Here is a 20803-nt window from a genome sequence, read left to right as displayed (position 1 = left end):
AATCAAATTTGAGGAATTTTCATCCCCGGGGCAAATGGGAAAAATTAATTAGCCAATTGATTTTTTGAATGAGGCTGCTTTGGGTAAGATTTTCTAATTTTGCGGAATGCAACAGTCCAATGAAAAACATAAGGCCTTAATCACGATCATAGGGCCCACAGCTTCTGGAAAGACCGCCCTGGCGGTAAGGCTGGCAAAGGAGTTGGAGGGTGAAATCATTAGTGGAGATAGCCGACAGGTTTATAAAGATATGGATTTGGGAACGGGGAAGGATCTGGCTGAATACGGCAATATTCCCTACCATTTGATTGATATTCGCCCAGCAGGTTATCAATATAATCTTCGGGAGTTTCAGGAAGATTTTCATTTGGCTTTTAATGATATAAGTGAGCGGAGAAAATTACCCATTCTCTGTGGGGGAACAGGTTTGTATATTCAAACCATACTGGAAGGAAATATCAACACACTGGTGCCGGAAGATATTCGCTGGCGTGCAGCAGCGGAATTATTATCCGATAGGGAAGTTGAGCAAAAGCTGAAGGAATGGGGTGCCCCGGCCTATTTTAAAGATTGGGGGCATCGGAAACGGATGATCCGGGCGCTGGAGGTGAAACGGTATTTTGACCAACACCCCCCGGAGGAATTACCCGCTTACGTAAGACCGGTAGCAGCCGAAAAGCAATTGTTGGTGGGTATTGAGATTGATCGGGAAGCAAGAAGGCGTAAAATTTCTCTTCGTCTGAAAAAAAGATTTGAGGAAGGAATGGTCGTTGAAGTAGAGGCTTTGCTTAAAAAAGTACCTGCTGAAGGCTTGATTTACTACGGTTTAGAGTATAAGATGATTACCGAGCATTTACAGGGAAAGTTAAGCTACGAAGAGATGTTTTCGTCATTAGAAGCGCAAATTCATCGTTTTGCTAAACGTCAGATGACTTTTTTCCGTAGAATGGAAAAGATGGGACATCAGATTTACTGGTTAAAGAGTGAAGCAGGTGTAGATCAAAACATACAAGAACTTTTGGCAGAATGGCAGCGGTCTTAGGGCACATCGTTTGGTTGGAATGATTCTTGCTGTACTAATAGCAGAACTAAATAATGTTATATGATTAGTTTTATAATTTCCCTGATAATGATGATTGTGCTGTATGACCAGTTCAAGAACAACAATAAGCCGAAACGTAAATTGGCGCCCGTGCGAGTGAGATCAAATCAATAGGGAAAATTTAATTTGAACTCAAAGTAATATATTTGAACAAAAAGGCAGTTCCTGAGGGAGTTGCCTTTTTTTATGCCCAACATTTTCCTTCTGAACACCATCGGGGCGTTGTTTCTGATGAAAATTACTTTTCCGAAAATTCCAATAGTAGGAAAGTAATTTTAATTTTGGGCAATCGATTAGAATCTATTCCTTTAACCCATTCATCTATGATATATAAAATTTTGCGAGCAGGTGTATTGAGTGCTCTGTTGACTATTGCCAGTAAATCTTTTGCTCAGCAAGGGATTGATGTTCATCATTATGATTTCCATATGATGGTAAATAGTTTAAATGACAGTCTCAATGCCACGGCTCAAATCCATTTTTTGGCCACTGAAGACCTGGACCAGTGTACATTAGAACTGGTCAGCGCTGATGAAAATGGAGGAATGGAGGTGTTGTCGGTAAGCCGATTGGGGCAATCGGTGAAGTTTGAGCAACTGAAAAGGCAATTGGTGGTAGACCTAAGTTTGCAGCAGGGAGATACAGCCTCCATAAAGGTGGCCTATCGAGGCGTACCGAAAGATGGATTGATCATCGGGCAAAATCGATATGGTAAAAGGACTATTTTCGGGGATAACTGGCCGAACCGGGCGCATCATTATTTACCGGTGGTAGATCATCCCTCGGATAAGGCTACGGTGAACTGGCATATTTTGGCTCCGGAGCATTATGAAGTATTGGCCAATGGTATTTTGAAAGAGGTTCGGCCTTTTGGTGGAATGTATAAAGAGTGGTTTTTCGAGGAAAAGCAGGATATTCCTACGAAGGTGATGGTTTTTGGAGCGGCTCAATTGGAGGCCTGGCCACTGGAGGGTGCTTTGCCAATGAAAGGTTATGCCTATCCGGAGGATGCCGAGCATATGAAGCAGGCCCTGAGCGTGACACAGGATGTCCTGAATTTCTTTGGAGAGTATATTGCGCCATATCCATTTGAGTCACTCTGGCAGTCGCAGTCCACTACCCGTTATGGGGGAATGGAAAATGCCGCTTGTATTTTTTATGATGAGCGTGCAGTGGATAATCCAAAGCAGATGGAGCGTTTGATCGCTCATGAGATCGCTCACCAATGGTGGGGAAATACGGTTACAGAGGTCCGTTGGAATGATCTGTGGCTATCAGAAGGTTTTGCAACCTATTTCACGGCCATGTATCTGGAGCATCAGTATGGGACACCCGCTTTGATCGCCTTTATGAAAGAGGGCAAGGATAAGGTGTTCAATTATAAAAAGCAGTTTCCATCTAAAGTAGTGGTGCCCGAGGTGGTAGAAGACCCGAATAAAATGCTGAATAAGTATTCCTATTATAAGGGCGCCTGGGTTTTGCATATGCTTCGTCAGGAAATAGGGGATTTGGCTTTTAGGGATGGAATTCAGCAGTATTACCAGACATTTGCGGGTGGAAATGCTAACACGGAGGATTTCGTAGCAACGATGGAGTCGGTAAGCGGCAGATCATTAAAAAGCTTTTTTTATCCCTGGTTAATGGAAGCAGGGCTTCCACGACTAAGTTATAAGGTGACTTATGATAAGGAAAGGAAGGAATCCATCGTCACTGTTCGGCAGGAACAACAAAACCTCACGAGCTTTCCTCTGGAATTAATGGCCATTACCTTTGAAGGGGATAAGATTTATTTTTCTGAAAAGCTAAGTGAAAAAGAGCAAGTTTTCAGACTGGCGGTAGGAGAGGAACCCAATGCCATTAAATTAGACCCGAATGGGCATCTGTTATTTGAATTGGCAGAATAAAAAAAAGCACTGATCTTCGATCGGTGCTTTTTTTATTTACTGCCCTTCCTTGCTCTGGCGGGAGTTTAGGTAGTCGCTGGCTTAATAAAAAGGGGGGATTTTTTAGCTTGCGGAGCACGGTGAAGAATTTTTTTCACCTGCTTTCTGTATTGCTTTTGATTTTCAAATTTCATGTGATCCTGTCCGGGGATAGGAAATAATTGATCTTCTTCCTTAAAGTCTTTTCGTAATTGTAGGGCACAATCAAAGGGAATGATGTTGTCTTCCAGGCCATGAAAAATAGTGACCGGCATAGGGGCCTCCTTTAAAAATTGCTGGATATCTAAGGGATAGTTTACGGCAATGCTGGGTAACCAGGGATATAAATGCTCCCTTAGGTAATGCATGCTGGTGAATGGGGCCAGCAAAATAACTTCCTTACTGTTAACTTTCGAAGCTACATAGGCGGCGGGGGCAGTACCAATGGAGTAGCCGATGATAATTTTCTCTTCGCTGGTAAAGTCAGTGCCCACCATTTTATAAACTTCTAAAGCATCAGATAAAAATTGCTGCTCACTACTGATTTTTCCGTCACTTTTGCCAAAGCCCCGATAATCCATTAAGAAAACATCAAATCCTGATGCTACATAAAATTCACAGGAGGGAAGGTAGGTGCTGATGTCTCCGGTATTGCCATGATAATAATAAACGAGTCCTTTGGGGTTTTCTGCCTCTAAATATACACCGTGAAGCTTGGTACCATCAGCCATTTTGAAATAGTGTTCATAATGGGGTACTTTAGTTTCAAATCGATGATTTTTTTCAAGCGGATTAGGGTGAAACATTAATTTTTCCTGTTGGAAGAAGAAAATGCCACTTACCGTCAGGTAAAGAAAGGTTAAAAAGCCTAAAGCTTTGTAGGTTCTTGTTTTGAAGTCAGTCATCAGCTTGGATTTATCTCAAACTTAATAAAACCCTCCGTACTTTTTGGTCATTTACGCAATGATTTTCTGTGTCGAGAAATTATGTTATCAGAAATATAGTCAAAAAAAATAACCTGTGAGCGCATGCTTTTTGGATTGTATGGATATTCTTTATCCGTTTCTATGTCAATTTTAATATAAATATAATGAGGGGTTTGAGTTAATCATCGCTTTTTTTACTATTTTAATAATAGTAATTGCAGGCCTTAATTATAGCTTGAAGTTAAAATTTATAGTAAGGGATTTTGGGCTCATCTGTTCCTGTTTTTGCGTTACCAATTTTATGATTGTTTTTAGGCCGATTGACTTAAAAGTATATTTATTCTTCATCGAAACGAGGGGACAAAAAACCTAAATATGGACTTTTGTATGTTGGAGAAGGGAAAGTTTTGGTGAGCTTCTGTTTTCTATTCATCAGTCGCGGTGAAGCATTGGAGGGTGGTTTAAAAGCACAATATCCGGCTGCAAAAGGAAATTTTGGAAGCGATTTTGGATAATTGCTTAACAATAGCACTGCTATTTTCTTCAAATAATGGGGTATCGCTTTTGAATAATCAGATTTTCACTTTTAAGTGCGCTCTTATAAAATATGTTTTCATCCATTTGTGGTCTGGTTGGCAGCTTGATGGGGTTGAAAACGAATGAGTGTAGTTTTAATTAGAAAGCCTAATTGTATTTTTGTAACGCAGCATTTTTTTTGGGAGGTATTGAGAGAGGAGATTATTGCTTTCAGAAATAAAAATATACCAATATCAATCATTTGATTTTTCAGAGGTGAGATTTTTCAAATTCTTATTTTGTAGTTTTTTTTCACTGCTGAAAAGCACCTCTCTTAATTGCCTTGGTGTCAATACTGCTGGCCGTGCTTATTGGTGCGCGCTAAATTGAATGTTTTCCTTCAATTTTCTAAAGATCTACCTTATGAAAAATTCTCAGTCTCTTTCATTAAGTAAATCCTGGCCCGGTGATTTACTCGCTGGTTTGGTAGTGTTTTTAGTAGCCCTTCCTTTGTGTCTGGGCATTGCATTGGCCTCAGGGGCGCCGATGTTTTCAGGAATTATTGCCGGGGTAGTGGGAGGTTTAATTGTAGCGGGGATCTCCAATTCAGCTTTGGGAGTCAGTGGCCCTGCCGCTGGGTTGGTGGTAATTGTGGCTGGCGCTATAGTGGATTTAGGGTTTGAGGTTTTCTTATTGGCTGTAATGATTTCCGGGCTTATTCAAGTGGCTATGGGTTACTTGCGCGCCGGGATTGTTGCGGCTTTTTTTCCTACTTCCGTGATTAAGGGCATGTTGGCGGGCATTGGGATTATTATCATATTAAAGCAAATTCAGCATGCCTTGGGTTATGACCGTAGTTTTGAGGGGGAGCTTGCCTTTATGCAGTCAAGTGGAGGGAATACATTTTATGAAATTGTATATGCCTTTTTGTATTTTAGTCCGGGGGCGGTAATGATTTCAGTTTTCTCCATTATTTTGTTAATTGGATGGGAATCAAAATGGATAAAGTCGAAGCAGTGGTTAAAGCTAATTCCGGCTCCTTTATTGGTGGTCATGCTGGGGATCGGATTGAATGAGATTTTCCTCCACTATTTCCCATTATGGGCCATATCTAATGATTATGGGAATATCCATTTAGTCAATCTTCCGGAGGTGGTTTCCTTTTCGGAATTAAAGGGCTTGTTGGTGCTTCCTGATTTTGGCGGCATCGCCCAAAAAGAAGTTTATGTGGTGGCCATTACGCTGGCAATTGTCGGGAGTTTAGAAAGTTTGTTAAGTTTGGAGGCTACGGATAAAATGGATCCTTACAAGCGGGTTTCCTCTAAAAATCGGGAGTTGATTGCCCAGGGTTGGGGGAATTTTTGCAGTGGATTGATTGGTGGTTTACCGATCACTCAGGTGATAGTGCGCTCCTCCACCAATATTGTATCGGGTGGAAAAACCAAGCTGGCCGCTATTTTTCATGGTTTGTTCATGTTGCTTTTTGTACTGCTGATTCCTGCTTTTTTGAATAAAATTCCATTGGCGAGTCTTTCGGCCATTTTGATTATGGTGGGATATAAACTGGCAAAACCTTCGGTCTTTAAATCGATATTTCAGAAGGGGCGTCGTCAATTTGTACCCTTTATGTTGACCGTTTTGGGCTTGGTTTTTACGGATATGCTGATGGGTATTGCCATTGGAATGTCCTTGGCCTTATTTTATATTCTGTTGAATAATTATCACACCCCGGCATTTTTGAGTCATGTGAAAAACTTGGATGGAGGGCAGATCACCATTCGTTTGGCACAGGAAGTATCATTTTTAAATCGGGCATCCATTGCCCTGATGCTGGAAGATATTCCGGAAGATTGTGCCTTGTTGGTGGATGGCCGTGACTGTCATTTTATTGATGAGGATGTATTGGAGGAGATTGAGAATTTTGCCCATCATGCGGCTGAACATCAAATACAATTTCGGGTGAAAGGCTTGCCCCAATTGAATATTCCAGCAAAATGGCGAATTGATGGGGCACTTCCGGAGCCGGCCATGCCTGTTTAAGCCGAGTGATTTACCGTCAGGTTTATTAGGGTTTTAAGGGGTTTGATGTCAGGATTGGTTTTGTTCAGTTTTTAAATAGCCCAAATTCGGGTATGCTCACTTTCTCCTCCTTCATCTGTTTCGTTGGCAATAACTCAAAACAGGCTAAATTCCTTCCTTTTTTCGCGACTCCTAGCCAAATGAAGCATTTCGCATAAACGACTCGGTTGAAGTCGAATTTTCCTGATGAATCAGCGGTCACCAATGCCTTTATTTTTGATGTTTATTATATAAATGCTGGTGGATATAATACTGATTCAGGCTGATGAATTTTCCATTGATATAATAATGCTCAAACAGGGTCGCTTCTTTTTGCATTCCTGCTTTTTCCATCACCCTGCCGGATGCGGGATTATTGATGTCATGAAGGGCGATGACTTTATTGACCTTTAAATCTTCCATCGCCCAGGAAATTATCAGCTCCAGGGCCTCGGTCATGAGGCCCTGGTTCCAGAAGGGTTTGCCCAGCCAGTAGCCTAATTCGCCCTTTTTATGCCTTCGCTCCAGTCTTAAGTCTATCCCACCGATAAATTCCCCATTGTCATTTTTATAGATACCAAAGATGAATTGGTTTTGATTAGTCAAGCCCTGATGTCCCATATTGAGCCAAAAAACGGCATCTTTTTCCTGATATGGGTGAGGAATAAATAAAGTGTAGGCGGATACCTCCTTCTCGTTCAGAAGTTCACAAATCCTGGGGATATCCTGATGGCTGGGTTTTTTCAGGTGGATTTTCGGGCCCTTTAGCAGGGGAAGGTCTTCGATCGTTCTCATAGGCAATGCTTTACGGAAAGATATCTAATTTCCTTTATGAATTCATTTTAATTTTTAGAAATTAAGCCTATGTTGTTGACTGCTGATCAATATTTACCTTATCATTAAGTCGATTTTCCGGTATTATTTTCCCTAGTATAGGCTGCTTAAATCTCACCCGCATTTCCCTAATGCTGCATAAAAAGGCTTTTTTTGTAATTGGCGTGCTCAGGGAAGCAGTGGCCAGAGTGGCTGGGATTTTTAAATATGGAGGGTATTTCGTGAAAAATCAGATAGTCATTGCTGCCCAATAAAAAACTCCCAACGGTTATACCGCGGGAGTTTTGAGTGATCTGTCATTTCTCTTGAGGAGAAAATCTATCGATTTAGAATTTTGTTGAAGTCATAGTATTCCGGATTTTCTACATAAGCTTTGGCCGCTTCGTAGTCTTTCTCAGTAAGGTAGTGCATTCCGTGGTTCAGTACCGCTTGCGTATTGGAGGCGTTGATGTTCACCAAACGTGCCTGTACACGACCGTTTTCATCTTCCACATCTTTAAGGAATAATGGATCCACTTTACCGGTGTGATCTACAGAAACCATACAACGGGAGTGGCCTTGCTCAAATAATTGGTAAACGCCGAAGCCCAATAGGGTACAGTAGGTCAGGTCGTATCCGATTGGCTTGGTGCATCGTAATTCGAAGCCTAACTCTACCGGACGCATCTTGTTGTCCAAGCCCAATTCTTTTACCCGTTTTTGTACCAATGAGGCGAAAACGTGGGATTTGGAGATGGAGTGCAATTCCGGATGGCCGTGTGCATCGAATGTAAAATTGATGCCCGAGTTTCTGATTTCCTCCTCTTTCATGAAGTGGAATACGCCTTCAGAGATGATGGAAGCCCCGTATTTCAAGCCCAGGATTTTACGCTTGATGATGGAAGAGATGTTCAGACGGATAATATTTTCGAAAGTCACCTCGGCATTATTGAACATTTCCGGAATGATGATCATCGGGTAGTGGCAAGCGGAACCAATACCGATGGTCAGGTGACCCGCCTCACGGCCCATGGCAGAAAGGATGAACCAGTTTTGGCTGGTACGGGCATCCTCCAAAACGGTGTTGGCAATCATTACTCCTTCGTTTTTGGCGGAGTTATAACCAAAAGTAGGTACACCTTCCGGAAGAGGGAGGTCGTTGTCAATGGTTTTCGGAACGTGGATGTTCTGCAACTTCACATTCTTTTCTTCCAGGTATTTGGAGATACGGTTGGCGGTGGAGGCGGTGTCATCTCCACCGATGGTCACCAATAATTTGATGTTGTTTTCACGGAAGAATGCTACATTCAAGGTGCTCAGATCCGGCTTGAAACGGCTCATTTGTAGGGCGGAACCACCGCGGGTGTAGATGTCGTCAGCGAAATTGTAGTCAATCTCGTCTATACGAGTTTCATTGCTAAAAAGGCCCTTGTAGCCTTCGTGAAGACCGATTACGCGATAACCGTTGTTGAGGAAAACTTTGGCCACGGAACTGATCACGGTGTTGATACCGGGCGCAGGTCCCCCTCCACACAAAATTGCAATAGCGTCTTTCATAATTTGTTTTTACTTCTAAATCGAGATTTATCCCGAATGCAAAGGTAAGGATTTGATGTTAAACTTAAAGGGATTTTTGCCTCTCGGCGTTTACAATCCCGCTGGTATGGTAATGGTACCGGCTGAAGTGGCTGGTTGAAATTTTTTTTGAGTGGACTATTGTGAGGAAATAGTAGCTTTTTAAACCGAATACATCCTTTTTCTTGACTATTCAACGCTGTTTTCTGTTTGATCAGGTTCTTCGATGAAAAAAGTCAAAATAGGAGGATGTTTCACCATTTTTGCTATGCTGGGAAAAAAAAGCGTTTTCGGCGGGTGATTTTAGCGAACTGGAGGGAGCGAATCCCGGTTTTACGGAAGCAGGTTGTTGGATTCGTCCTAAGCCGAATTATTCAAAGCTAGATTCAGGGAGCCACTTTAAGGGGGGGTGTTTTTAGCTTTTTAATATTGATGTTACTGATATTCCAATAGCCTAATTTTGGACAGGCTTGTTTTGTAGTCATGGATCTTCTTCTCTGGAAATAACTCGAAATAGGCATAATTCCGTCATTTTTTGGCTTTGCAACTAAACAAGGATTTAACCCGAATTATTCACCGCCAGATTTAGCGAATTGCTTTAACTGCCTTATTATCATTTCACTGCATTCATTCCTGCTGGTTTTTGTATAGCCCTAATTGGGGAAGCTTGCTTACTCCTCATTCATTTGTTTCGTTGGAAAAAACTCGAAATAGGAAAAATTCCTTCATTTTGCCCGCCTTGCAGCTAAAAGGGAATTGAAGCATGAATAATCCGGATTAGGTAAGAATAATTCCGATTAAGGCCATCGTATTGTTTTCCAGACATAAAAAAAGGATTTGGCCAGCGACCAAATCCTTTTTTGCTATGTGGTGGAAGATTATTTTTTCAACCACTCATCCAACCAACGGAAGAACTCCGTGTGCCAGATCATACCGTTTTGCGGAGACAATACCCAGTGTCCTTCTTCCGGGAAGTAAAGGAAACGGGAAGGAATGCCTTGCAATTTCGCCGCCTGGAAAGCCTGCATTCCCTGACCTTCCGGTACACGGAAATCTTTTCCACCGTGAATCACCATCATTGGCGTATCCCAGTTTTGCACATAGCTGGATGGGTTGAATTCGGTATACGCCTTTGGGGTATCTTTCTCCCAATAAGCGCCACCCAAATCCCAGTTGGCGAAGAATAATTCTTCAGTAGTACCATACCAGGAACGCATGTCGAACAATCCACAGTGGGAAACAAAAGCGGAGAATCTACCTTCGTGGATGCCGGCTAACATATAAGTAGAGTAACCTCCATAAGACGCACCGATACAACCAAGGGCGTTGTTATCGACATAAGGTTCTGCGGCTACGGCATCAATGGCTGCTAAGTAGTCACGCATTGGCTGGCCACCCCAGTCCCCGGAGATGTCTTCGTTCCACTTGGTGCCAAATGATGGCAAACCACGACGGTTAGGTGCTACCACGATATAACCGTTTGCCGCCATTAACTGGAAGTTCCAACGGAAAGAGAAGAACTGTGAAACCGCTGACTGTGGACCACCCTGGCAATATAGCAAGGCCGGATATTTTTTGTTCGGGTCGAAGTTTGGAGGATAGATTACCCATACCAATTCTTCCTTACCATCAGAGGTTGGGACCATGCGTTTCTCTAATTTACCCATTTCGATGGAATCGTAGATAGGCTGGTTCACTTTGGTTAAAGCGGTTTCTGTACCTTTTTTGATGTCTACCTTGAAAAGCTCTGAAGCAGAAGACATAGACATACGAGAACCGATCAAAGTCTTGCTGTCTAATTGCGCTACCGAACCGTAGTTGTGAACTCCCTCGGTGATCATGCGGATATCCGCTACTTTGGTGTCGGCTACTTTTTTGCCCAATTTATAATCCCACAATTGGTAAGTCGCCTCTTTACCTGCTACAAAGTAAATGTTGCGGTCTTTTTCTCCCCAGATGAATCCATCGACGGTGTTGTCCCAATCTTTGGTGATGTTGGTTTTGGTTTGCGCTGTGAAATCATAAACCACGATGTCGTTTTTATCCGACTCGTAACCATCACGGGCCATGCTCAACCAGGCCAATTTGGTGCCATCGTTGGAGAAAGTAGGGTGGGTGTCATAACCCATCATGCCCTCCGTGAAATTCTGAGTAGTACCAGCAGCGATGTCATACACGTACAAATCCGTATTGGTAGATACGGCATATTCTTTTCCTTCTTTCTTTTTGCAAACGTAAACCAATTTGCTCCCGTCAGGGCTGAAAGTATAATCATCTCCACCGCCGAATGGCATCGTTGGGCAGTCAAAAGCTTCCTTGCCCATGATGTCTTTGGCGTTAGAAATGCTTCCTTCTTTATAGTCTGCCACGAATACGTGGTTGAAGAATTCATCTGACCATGCCGCCCAGTGACGGTACATCAAATCATCAATCACTACGGCATTCGCCTTGGTGTAATCCGGGTAAAGATCTGCTGTGGTGGGCTTTAATTTTACAGAAGTGGAGTAAGCCAGTTTATCACCGGAAGCAGCGTAGTTAAAAGAGGAAACACCGCTTTCCACCTCGGTTACTTTGCGAAGTCCTGAACCATCCGGACGGATTTCGTAAACTTGTCCTCCCATCAAAAAGGCGATCATCTGCCCGTCAGGAGTCCAAACTGCGGAAGAAGCACTGGAAGGTAATTTTAATTCACGGTCTTCACCGCTTTTAAGATCTTTCAGAAACAGGGTGTTCTTGCCACTGTTCTCAGATAATTCATAATTTACTACGCCGAAAAGCAATGTGGTCTGGTCAGGAGAGATTTCTCCTCCGTTTACACGGCCCATTTCCCATAACAATTCCGGAGTCAATACCTTTTGAGCTGTTACACTCCAGGCCATCAGCAGGCAGGAGAACAACAGTAAACCTCTTTTGAACATAAAACTGTATTTTGGTTGTGTATAATGCCCGCAAAAATACAGTTTTAATTGGTCCGTGGCGAATTTCCCAAACTAAATGTTACGGGAATATCATCCGGCTTAAGGAATTGTTATGGATTTTGAGGAAAGGGAGAAGATTGTTGGTTGGGGTGGTTTGACTCAAATTAGAACAAAAAAAGCCTCCCCTGATATTTCAGAGGAGGCCGGATATACGACTAGAATAATTAGTGCTTTGTTGATCTATAAGCCGTTTAAGTAGAAGGACATGCCGAGCATGAACATTCTGGTTTCTTGTTTTGCGAAGCTGTCCCGAATAAAGGAATCCGAGGAGGTCAATACATTCTGCTCGAAGGTGTTTAGGACATCTCGGATGTTCAGATAAATCTTCCCTTTACCGTCGTAGAATTTCCTTTCAAAGTTAATGTCCATACTTCCATAGCCCGCTGTCTGGGCATTATTGGAAAGTTTGGTGGAGGTATAGCGACCCGTCAGGGCGATACGGTAATTCTTGGCAAATTTGTATTCCACATTCCCCTTAATGAAGTAGTAGGTTTGTGATTTACTCAAATCCCCTTCACGATCCGGCATGTATTCATAAGACCAGGATCCGTCGACTGTTCCGCGAAGTCCGGGTACAATGTCTTTTTGTAAGTACACGTTTAATCCGGCAACAGATACGCCTTCAATATTGTGGTAGGAATTGTAAATAGTATCGGCTTCTGACCACTGGTATCTGGCCACCTGATCAAAGATCTTCCGGCCGAATGCTCCTCCCTTAAAAGTATAGGTATCTCCGACTTTCAAATATTCTAATTCGAGATAGTGTGTTTTCGTCGAATTCAAATCAGGATTACCCATGGTGATCCAAAGCGGATTGGCATCGTTCACGAAAGGGTTTAATTGCCCGGCACTTGGAGGGCGAACGTTATTCCGATAAGAAAGCATAATATTTTCGCCTTCTTCTTTCAAATCGTAACTCAGCTTGATGGTGTTATTCAGGTTAGAGAACTGGTTCAGAAAGTCATCATAAACGCCCATTCCGGCATCCCATTGGTGAATATCAGTTTTACCCGTTTTATAGCGCATCCCCAGGTTTAATCCAAAACGATCCCATTTTCCGGTAAAGCTGGCAAAAACATCATGAGCCATGGTTTCCGTGCTGGCATCCTGACGACGATCCGGATTATAGATCCAGTCGCCTTCATTTTCTTTTCGATCATATTCTGCCGTCTGATTATTTTTCCGATAATCGAAATAATAACCGGTCACCACACGCATTTCTTCATTTATTGGCTGCGTGAAGCGTGCCTGAAAACGATGACGCATATTATCATTGGTACGGTCACCGCGATCAAGAATTGTTGCATTATCCTCCTCGGCATTGTAGATATAGTCACTGCCCTGGTGTTGAGAAGAAAAGCTTTCCTTATAATTCATCAGATAACGTAAGGACAGCTTTTGGCCACTTTCCCAGGTTTTTCGGTATTTGTTTTCATAACTGAAATCTCTGGTGAAGCCGTTGTTTTCATTGGTCCGAACGTTGGTGTTCCGGAAAGTTACCGAATCCAGATCGTAGAAATCGTTATTGTTCCAACTTTCGGAAAAATTATCTGAAAGGGAGTATCTGATGGTTCCACTTAATTCGGATTTATCTTTGAACTTATACGCCCACCAGGTGCCGGCACTTCCGTACCTCCAGCCATTTTTACTGGTATGGCTTTGCTCCATGAAACGTTCGTCGTAATTCAGTTGCTCATTGTTGCCAAAAGTTTCGCGGTCGCGCTGAGAATAATAAACCCATGGGTTAATGGTCAGGTTTTCGGTACGGACAGATCCACCAACGTAGCCTTTAGCGGAATTAAGGTTGCCGAAGTTTCCACCCATTCGAAAGCTGTTACCTATTTTGGCATCCTCTTTTAGAATAATATTGATTACCGGTCCGGAAGAGGCATATTCTACCGGTGGGTTCGTCATTAATTCGATAGAAGCAATAGATTGTTTCGGGATTTCCTGAAGCGGATTTTCCATTCCAGATTCTTCTCCATTTACTAAATAAGTAACACTTAGTCCACGGATAGAGGCATTTCCGTCAAAGTCCATTTCGACCCCGGGCATATTGGATACGATTTCCTCCATATCATCCGAACCCTGAGCATCCATATTGAATTTCATAGCTCCCGGGGTGGAAGTACCGGATACTTTTTCTCCGGTGATCACCACACTCTCCAGCATTTGAGTCTGGCTTTTCAGTGGAATTTGTCCCAATTTGATATCACTGATATCAACAGCCAGCGCTTGCTCATATCCATCAAAACCCATACACTGCACTTGCATAAAAAAGGTGCCAGATTCTGTTAAAATTATTTCAAAGGATCCATCTTCTTCTGAAAATCCAGAGCCAATAGGATTAACATCCCCTTTATTTTTAAAAATGGCTACAGTAGCAAATGGGACGCCTTCATCTTTTTCCGAATCAACAAACTGGCCTGAAACACTAACAATGGTTTGTGCTTGAGTAACGGTAAGGCTGAACAGAAAAACAAGAAAGAAAGCGAGCTTAAAAAGCGGTAAGCGAAACTTCATTTTTCTCCAATTTCTCTAATAATATTGTTCAATGATAGGCAGAAACCTCGCCATTATCGAAATAAATACATTAGGATTCGGTTAGAATCGTTAATTTTTTTGATAGATTTTGGAATAGACTGTAAATCAATGCTTAATGATTTTGATGGACATGCCTGAAAATCTTGGTTTTCCCCTTTTTTAGTGATATTAAAGAAATCTATCGCATGGAAATTTTTAGAAAGGATGCAAAGAATAATTTGAAGTCTTAATGATTATTTAATTTATCCCCGAAATTTCAGTCAATTTCATAATGTTTTATGGCTGGAATTTCGGGAGAACTGGCGCTTTAAATATCAAATTTCAGACCTGCTTTTATTTGTTCCATGGGCAGGTCAAAAAAAGATGCACCCAGGCTATAGGGGCCTATTTCATAAGGATTGTAATAAAAACGAATACCTTCCTCGCTTAAGCCAAAATTATTGTTGAGTTCAAATTCATTTTTGGGGAATTGAAACCCTGAAGATGATAAAGAGGTGGAGTCTGAAATGCCTCTTGCTTCTTTAAAAGCGGCTTCGCCCATGGCGGTTAATTCAGGGAGAAAATCTGGTCGGAATAAATCGGTTAAAGTGAGTTTTTGGCCGGTGGCACTATTAATTACTTTATACTGATGGGAAGTATTTCCATGTGCGCCTCCCAAATATTCTTCTTGCGTAAAGTGAAAGGACCATAATTGAGGGGTGGTATATATTAAATCTACTTTTTTTGAATAAAACCATTTGGTTCTATTATCTCCTAAAAATTCAGTAAATTCTTCATAGATGACCATGTCATTTTCTATAAATGCCGAAATTTCCTTGACCGATTTTATACTATCTTCCTCAAAGAAGTCCATCACGGCCTGATTAAATCTTTCCTCCTTCCCGGATAATGTTGCTTTCGTGATATAAGGTAATTCCACCTCAAAATAGGTGCAGGCATTCTTTTCCTCTTCTTCACAATCTTTTTCGTCTACTCGAAAGGTTAATGTTTCAAATTCAAGGGCATTTTGCTCGAAATGCTCCTCCTTGTTGCTCTTGGTTTCGCATGCGATGAGTCCAGTAAGGAGGCACATGACAATCAGTCCGAAATTTTTCATAAGGTTGATAGGTTTTGAGGGCTTAGAATTCATTTTAATTTTTTGAAAAGATACTTTGAATCGCTTTGGCTTTTAGCAGACACTCCCGGTATTCATCCTCGGCTTCCGAATCAATGGTAATGGCACCGCCCACCCAATAATGGGCGAATTTCTTTTGGTCATTATAAAAAAGACTGCGGATCACTACATTAAAATCGAAGTCTCCTTCAGGGCTCACATAGCCCAGTGTGCCGGCATATAATTCCCGCCTTCCACTTTCATATTGGTCGGCATGTTGCATCACGGAGATTTTCGGCGCACCGGTCATGGAACCCATCGGGAAGGAATTTTCCAGTACATCTGTCCAGTGGTATTCCGGAGCCATAGTGGCGCTGATGGTTGAAATCAGTTGATGCACCTGCGGAAAAGAATACACTTCGAACAGCTCCGGAACCCGAACAGTCCCTGGGATGGCCGTTCGGGCCAAATCATTCCGAACCAGGTCCACAATCATCATGTTTTCCGCCATTTCCTTTTCAGAAGTTTTCAGATAATTGATTTGCTCCTGATCTTTCAATGGATCCGTTCTTCTTCGGCTGGTGCCTTTAATCGGTTCTGAATAAATCTGATGCCCCACTTTTTTGACATAGCGCTCTGGCGAGGCTACCATGGCATATTGGTCCTTCAGTTTGTAAAAGGCTGAAAAGGGCATGGGCGACATTTCATTTAATGCCCAATAGGCGGGTACCGGTTGAATCTCGGCCTGCTCTGCAATAAATTCCTGACAGAAATTAATTTCGTAAAAATCTCCCTGCCGGATGTGTTCCTTAAGCCGGTCGATCATATTTAAATAAGCCTCCTGCGAAATTTGCGGATGAAAGTGAAGCTTAGTCAGTTGCGGATTATCGGCTATCTTGGTGGCCAATATTTCCTCTTTTAGCTTGCTTGGGGAACTATAAGTTTCTATTCTTACGCCGTCTTTTTCGAAAAAGCAAAGATGCTCCGGAACGAAAAAATGGAGGTCTGGGAATTCGGTTTTGGCCTTGTGTCGACTTTTCATATCCTCTACCTCATTTTTCAGGTCGTAGTTCAGGTGGCCAAACAGCCAGTCGCCATGCTTTTGGTGGAAAGCTTTAAGTTGCTCGAAAGCTTTGGCCTTTCCACCTTCGGGAATATGTAGGGTAGCTTTTGCGCCCACGGCCAGCATTTTGGGGAAATGGGAAAATTTTTCCTGTTGCCCATAATGATTGGGGTTTAAAAACAAAAGCTGTTCGTAGCTGGCCGCCCACTGCAGTAATTGTTTTTCCGAAAAGGAAGGAAAGGAAAGCTGATTTCTTTTCAAGGATGTTTAATTTTTTCACAAAAGTAAAAAAGCTATGGCACTAATAAAGACCATCAGAGGAAATGTAAGCCCTAAATTTGGGAAAAATGTATTTTTAGCCGACAATGCCACCGTAATTGGGGAAGTAGAGTTGGGAGACAATTGCTCCGTATGGTTTAATGCAGTGGTTCGTGGAGACGTGCATTATATTAAAGTGGGGGATAATACCAATATTCAGGACTTGGCTTGTATCCATTGTTCTTACCAAACTCATCCGACTACGATTGGTTCTAATGTAACCATTGGCCATAAAGCCATGATCCACGGTTGTACCATTGAAGACAATTGCCTGATCGGGATGAATTCGGTGCTTCTGGACGGTGTAGTGGTGAAAGAAGGTGCGATCGTAGCGGCCGGGGCCGTAGTTTTGGAAAATACAGTAGTAGAATCCGGTACCATCTATGCGGGCATTCCGGCGAAGAAAGTGAAGGAAATTGGGGATCGTAAGGAAATGATTCAGCGCATTGGTGAAAACTATTACCAAAAATACGCGACCTGGTATAAAGAGGAAGAATAATGAAGGAAGATCAAAAGCAGCAGTGGGTTGAACAAACCGCCGCTTATGTGCGGGAGAAATTTTTGGGAGAAGGCACCGGTCATGACTGGTGGCATATTTATCGGGTCTGGAAAAATACAAAGTTGATTTTGCAGGGGGTACCGAAAGCAAATATGTTTATTTCTGAAATGGGTGCCCTGCTGCATGATATTGCTGATTTTAAATTTCATGATGGAGATGAGACCGTGGGTCCGAGGGTGGCCCGCGAGTATATGGAGGGGCTCGGTGTTGCCGAGCAGGACATTGCTGCGGTGGTTCACATCATTGAACATATTTCTTATAAGGGAGCCGGGGTAGAAAACAAAATGGAATCTATCGAAGGTTTGGTCGTGCAGGATGCAGACCGTCTGGATGCTATTGGCGCCATTGGTGTGGCCCGTACTTTTGCCTATGGAGGCAGTGTGGGGAACCCGATGCATGATCCGGAGCAGGAGCCAGTCCTGCATAAAGATTTTGAATCCTATAAAAATAGCAGGGGAAGTACCATTAACCATTTCTATGAGAAGCTGTTGCTTTTAAAAGAAAGGATGAACACCGATGCCGCTAAAGTGATTGCTGAAGATCGCCATGCTTTTATGGAGGACTTTCTAATGCGATTTTATGCGGAATGGGATGGGAAGAAATAATTTTTCCGCTTTCTTTGCATTATTAGAAGAATGAAACAAATCTGAGATTGATGAAGAAACTAAATTTGGTAGTGCTGATGATGGTCGCTCTGGTAGGGCAGTCATTCGGTTGGGGGGCTAACGGTCACCGCGCCGTAGGTGAAATTGCGGAGCAACACCTTTCCAGTAAAGCGCGCAAGGCTATCCTGACGTTAATGGGTGATGAGAATCTGGCCATGGCTTCTACCTGGGCAGATGAAGTGAAGTCAGATCACGCCTATGATTCTTGTAATGTTTATCATTACGTGAACATGAAAGGAGATGAGACTTATGAGCGTTCAACAAAAAATCCGGAAGGCGATGCGGTGATGGCTTTGGAGTTGATGTCTTCTATTTTGAAGGATCCGAATGCCACGGTAGAGAAAAAACGTGAAGCATTCCGTTATATTGTTCATATAGTGGGAGATTTACATCAGCCGATGCACGTTGGCCATGCCGAAGATTTAGGTGGAAACATGGTGAAAGTAAAGTGGTTCCGTAAGGACTCTAACCTGCACCGTGTTTGGGATTCAGATATTATCAATTATCTGGATTTAAGCTATACCGAATTGGCGCGCCATGTAGGAATTGCCAAAGAGGCTGAAGTCAAGGAATGGCAATCTGCCAAGGTATTGGATTGGGTAGAGGAGTCGCACCTGATCGCCAATGAGTTGTATGACAATGTTGGGGACGGGAATTTTGGTTACCGTTACGTTTATGATTATAAAGATGTGATGTATCACCAGATTCTTAAGGGTGGCGTTCGTCTGGCTGGCTACCTGAATGAGTTATTCGGTTAATCTACTGGATTTAACATAATAACAATCCTCTGAGGGCTGCCTTCAGAGGATTTTTTTTGGCTTTCCGGTTAAAACAGAATTTTCTAACGCTAGATTTATTAAATCGGCTAGCATACCCCATTAACATAGCGTCCTGAATAAATTTATCGATTTTTCAATAAGCCAAATTTGGAGAAGCTTGCTTTCTCCTCCTTCTTTGGAAAAAAACTCGAAATAGGAAAATATTGCTTCATTTAGCCGCCTTCCCGCTATCCGAGGATTTAATCCTGAATAATCCGGATTTATAGCCGGTGTTTTTTACGAAATGCGGCTTTATTAAAAGGTGATCCCCGATTTAGTGGTCCCATGATTGAAATAAAGATTCCATACTGCTTTCAGTAATCCTTTATTACAGTGAAAATAGGGGTTGCTAGTAACACTTATTTATTAAAGTACCGGGCTGCTTATAAAGGTGATATTGTTTTTATGATGATCCCTTCAAAACAGTCATCCCGACATCCTTCCGGATAATAACCGGCCTTCGAGAGGATTCCCTTACTGTCGGTTTCAAATACGACTTCCGCTTTCACATCAGGTTTTAGCCATTTTTCTAGTGCCATTTTATAGATGTCATCCATGGTCATCGGAGCCAAACCTTGGGGAGATTGTCCCACATTACTTCCTGTTTCCTGAAAGCGTTCTTCTACCCAATCACCATTATCATTTCGGTAAGTGGCATAATAATCCTTTCGAATAATATTCCCGTTGGCAACAAAAATGGTGCTTTCTGTTTTCAAAGAAGAGAAGGAGGAGGTTACACTGGTAAAGAAATAAGAGTTGGCATTCGTTTTTTTGAAACGCTCCCACACCATGATACTTTCCTCTATGTCGGTTCTGGTGAGTGGTTTAGGATCTTTCGTACATGCTCCCATGTAAATAAGTAAAAAAATAAGGAGGTTAAATTTTTTCATGATAAAGGTATAATTAGCTGTATATAATATAGCCTATTGATTGGTGGTATAAAAGTGATAATCAGTCGTTTGGCTATATTTATGTAATATTTCAATGAAAGTAATGGGAATTTATTTATATTTTAATCTATATTTTAGGTATTTAATTTATATTTTTTCTATCTTTAATTAAATTTTACACAAATTATTGACCTATGGAATTGACCATCACCGTTTTTCCCTTAAATGAAAAGCATAATAAAGTACTTGCTTTAACCAGCGAGGAAATTATCATTAGTGATAAAAAGCACAAGACAGCAGAGAGTGTACTAAAATCTCTGGAGAAAAAGGGAATGCTCGAAAATTTAAGCAGAATCCCCCTAAGTCAAGTAATAAGACTGGATTACCGGGAAGAGGAATACGCTTTGGAAATATTTTTTCGAAATGCCGAGGGCAAAGAAAAGAGCAAATCGGTGGTGATGGCCAATACAGAAGACCGGGCTTATGTTATACAGCAATTGAAGGACAGTCGAAATTTTGTAACAACGCAAAGAGCTGAAAAAAAATGGTTGCCACTGGCCATAAATGCGTTTTGGATGGCATTTGTTGGAGGCATGATTTGGTTGGGATTAACCACTAATGCCGCTTTGGCCCGCGGGGAGGAGATTTCTTACAGTGGTAGAAATCGGGGCATTAAAAAACTGATGACCATGGCCTTTGAGTTTTTAGGGGTAGAGGGCGTTTGGGCCGTAGGAATAGGGGTGATCGCCTATTTGATTTGGAGTGCTTGTCAAAGGTTTCAAAATCCGCAGACAATCTATTCAATTCACGAATAAGTAAATCATAGTATACGAAGGGGTGCCTTATGCTACCTTTATTGCCAGTAAAAGTAAAACCTTCTCTGAATCAATGGTTATTTTTTGATGTTCAGGGAGTATTAGCTTTTTGTGGTCATTAAAAATTACGCACCCCTTCATTTAAAGC

General features: G+C 42.1%; 15 protein-coding genes. 7 read left to right on the top strand and 8 right to left on the bottom strand.

Annotated features, from left to right (window positions below):
• Positions 1-106 precede the first annotated feature (106 nt).
• Both miaA and AAA970_RS08015 read left to right on the top strand, forming a co-directional pair.
• Positions 107-1042 (top strand): tRNA (adenosine(37)-N6)-dimethylallyltransferase MiaA, encoded by a 936-nt coding sequence (gene miaA, locus AAA970_RS08020; RefSeq protein WP_338236679.1) that lies wholly within the window; start codon positions 107-109, stop codon positions 1040-1042.
• 383 nt (positions 1043-1425) lie between these two features.
• Positions 1426-3006, top strand: a complete 1581-nt coding sequence (locus AAA970_RS08015; protein ID WP_338236678.1) for a M1 family metallopeptidase — start codon at positions 1426-1428, stop codon at positions 3004-3006.
• A gap of 65 nt (positions 3007-3071) precedes the next feature.
• Here AAA970_RS08015 and AAA970_RS08010 read toward each other — a convergent pair whose 3' ends face one another.
• Entirely contained in the window at positions 3072-3929 is an 858-nt protein-coding gene (locus AAA970_RS08010) for an alpha/beta hydrolase (protein ID WP_338236677.1), read from the bottom strand.
• Positions 3930-4889: 960 nt separating this feature from the next.
• On the opposite strand from AAA970_RS08010, the gene AAA970_RS08005 reads away from it, so the two are divergent.
• Positions 4890-6506: a SulP family inorganic anion transporter gene (locus AAA970_RS08005; RefSeq protein WP_338236676.1), complete on the top strand. Its 1617-nt coding sequence runs from the start codon at positions 4890-4892 to the stop codon at positions 6504-6506.
• A gap of 249 nt (positions 6507-6755) precedes the next feature.
• On the opposite strand, the gene AAA970_RS08000 is transcribed toward AAA970_RS08005, so the two are convergent.
• The 6 genes from AAA970_RS08000 to AAA970_RS07975 all read right to left on the bottom strand — a co-directional run bounded on the left by AAA970_RS08000 (position 6756) and on the right by AAA970_RS07975 (position 16851).
• Positions 6756-7319: a GNAT family N-acetyltransferase gene (locus tag AAA970_RS08000; protein ID WP_338236675.1), complete on the bottom strand. Its 564-nt coding sequence runs from the start codon at positions 7317-7319 to the stop codon at positions 6756-6758.
• Between the two features lie 357 nt (positions 7320-7676).
• Complete coding sequence (locus tag AAA970_RS07995; RefSeq protein WP_338236674.1) at positions 7677-8894, bottom strand: 6-phosphofructokinase; 1218 nt, start codon at positions 8892-8894, stop codon at positions 7677-7679.
• Between the two features lie 896 nt (positions 8895-9790).
• Positions 9791-11830 (bottom strand): S9 family peptidase, encoded by a 2040-nt coding sequence (locus tag AAA970_RS07990; protein ID WP_338236673.1) that lies wholly within the window; start codon positions 11828-11830, stop codon positions 9791-9793.
• A 240-nt stretch (positions 11831-12070) separates the two neighbouring features.
• Complete coding sequence (locus AAA970_RS07985; RefSeq protein ID WP_338236672.1) at positions 12071-14413, bottom strand: outer membrane beta-barrel protein; 2343 nt, start codon at positions 14411-14413, stop codon at positions 12071-12073.
• Positions 14414-14741: 328 nt separating this feature from the next.
• Positions 14742-15530: a DUF3298 and DUF4163 domain-containing protein gene (locus AAA970_RS07980; RefSeq protein ID WP_338236671.1), complete on the bottom strand. Its 789-nt coding sequence runs from the start codon at positions 15528-15530 to the stop codon at positions 14742-14744.
• A 34-nt stretch (positions 15531-15564) separates the two neighbouring features.
• On the bottom strand, positions 15565-16851 hold the full coding sequence (locus AAA970_RS07975) for an anthranilate synthase component I family protein (RefSeq protein WP_338236670.1): 1287 nt from the start codon (positions 16849-16851) through the stop codon (positions 15565-15567).
• Positions 16852-16885: 34 nt separating this feature from the next.
• Between AAA970_RS07975 and AAA970_RS07970 the strand changes: the two genes are divergently transcribed.
• From AAA970_RS07970 to AAA970_RS07960, 3 genes are read left to right on the top strand one after another with little or no spacing between them, the layout of a single operon-like run.
• Entirely contained in the window at positions 16886-17407 is a 522-nt protein-coding gene (locus AAA970_RS07970; RefSeq protein WP_053404943.1) for a gamma carbonic anhydrase family protein, read from the top strand.
• Complete coding sequence (locus tag AAA970_RS07965) at positions 17407-18072, top strand: HD domain-containing protein (RefSeq protein WP_338236669.1); 666 nt, start codon at positions 17407-17409, stop codon at positions 18070-18072. Before AAA970_RS07970 ends, AAA970_RS07965 begins: the two co-directional genes overlap by 1 nt.
• Positions 18073-18122: 50 nt before the next feature.
• A complete protein-coding gene (locus AAA970_RS07960) occupies positions 18123-18890 on the top strand; it encodes a S1/P1 nuclease (RefSeq protein WP_338236668.1) in 768 nt (255 codons plus the stop codon).
• A gap of 443 nt (positions 18891-19333) precedes the next feature.
• On the opposite strand, the gene AAA970_RS07955 is transcribed toward AAA970_RS07960, so the two are convergent.
• The gene (locus AAA970_RS07955) at positions 19334-19840 is read right to left on the bottom strand and encodes a hypothetical protein (RefSeq protein WP_338236667.1); all 507 of its coding nucleotides are present in this window, start codon (positions 19838-19840) and stop codon (positions 19334-19336) included.
• Positions 19841-20034: 194 nt separating this feature from the next.
• Here AAA970_RS07955 and AAA970_RS07950 point away from each other — a divergent pair, with 194 nt between their 5' ends.
• Entirely contained in the window at positions 20035-20655 is a 621-nt protein-coding gene (locus AAA970_RS07950) for a hypothetical protein (RefSeq protein WP_338236666.1), read from the top strand.
• The last annotated feature ends 148 nt before the right edge of the window (positions 20656-20803 follow it).

This window comes from Persicobacter diffluens (assembly GCF_036244895.1).
In the GTDB taxonomy this organism is placed as follows: Bacteria; Bacteroidota; Bacteroidia; order Cytophagales; family Cyclobacteriaceae; genus Persicobacter; species Persicobacter diffluens.
The sequence above is the reverse complement of the archived record's forward strand: the minus strand, read 5'-3'. Positions and strand labels throughout refer to the sequence as shown.

Excerpts from the sequence above, each read along its gene's own strand:
- miaA (WP_338236679.1), top strand. The coding sequence starts at position 107 with ATGCAACAGTCCAATGAAAAACATAAGGCCTTAATCACGATCATAGGG.
- AAA970_RS08015 (WP_338236678.1), top strand. The coding sequence starts at position 1,426 with ATGATATATAAAATTTTGCGAGCAGGTGTATTGAGTGCTCTGTTGACT.
- AAA970_RS08010 (WP_338236677.1), bottom strand. The coding sequence starts at position 3,929 with ATGACTGACTTCAAAACAAGAACCTACAAAGCTTTAGGCTTTTTAACC.
- AAA970_RS08005 (WP_338236676.1), top strand. The coding sequence starts at position 4,890 with ATGAAAAATTCTCAGTCTCTTTCATTAAGTAAATCCTGGCCCGGTGAT.
- AAA970_RS08000 (WP_338236675.1), bottom strand. The coding sequence starts at position 7,319 with ATGAGAACGATCGAAGACCTTCCCCTGCTAAAGGGCCCGAAAATCCAC.
- AAA970_RS07995 (WP_338236674.1), bottom strand. The coding sequence starts at position 8,894 with ATGAAAGACGCTATTGCAATTTTGTGTGGAGGGGGACCTGCGCCCGGT.
- AAA970_RS07990 (WP_338236673.1), bottom strand. The coding sequence starts at position 11,830 with ATGTTCAAAAGAGGTTTACTGTTGTTCTCCTGCCTGCTGATGGCCTGG.
- AAA970_RS07985 (WP_338236672.1), bottom strand. The coding sequence starts at position 14,413 with ATGAAGTTTCGCTTACCGCTTTTTAAGCTCGCTTTCTTTCTTGTTTTT.
- AAA970_RS07980 (WP_338236671.1), bottom strand. The coding sequence starts at position 15,530 with ATGAAAAATTTCGGACTGATTGTCATGTGCCTCCTTACTGGACTCATC.
- AAA970_RS07970 (WP_053404943.1), top strand. The coding sequence starts at position 16,886 with ATGGCACTAATAAAGACCATCAGAGGAAATGTAAGCCCTAAATTTGGG.
- AAA970_RS07965 (WP_338236669.1), top strand. The coding sequence starts at position 17,407 with ATGAAGGAAGATCAAAAGCAGCAGTGGGTTGAACAAACCGCCGCTTAT.
- AAA970_RS07960 (WP_338236668.1), top strand. The coding sequence starts at position 18,123 with ATGAAGAAACTAAATTTGGTAGTGCTGATGATGGTCGCTCTGGTAGGG.
- AAA970_RS07955 (WP_338236667.1), bottom strand. The coding sequence starts at position 19,840 with ATGAAAAAATTTAACCTCCTTATTTTTTTACTTATTTACATGGGAGCA.
- AAA970_RS07950 (WP_338236666.1), top strand. The coding sequence starts at position 20,035 with ATGGAATTGACCATCACCGTTTTTCCCTTAAATGAAAAGCATAATAAA.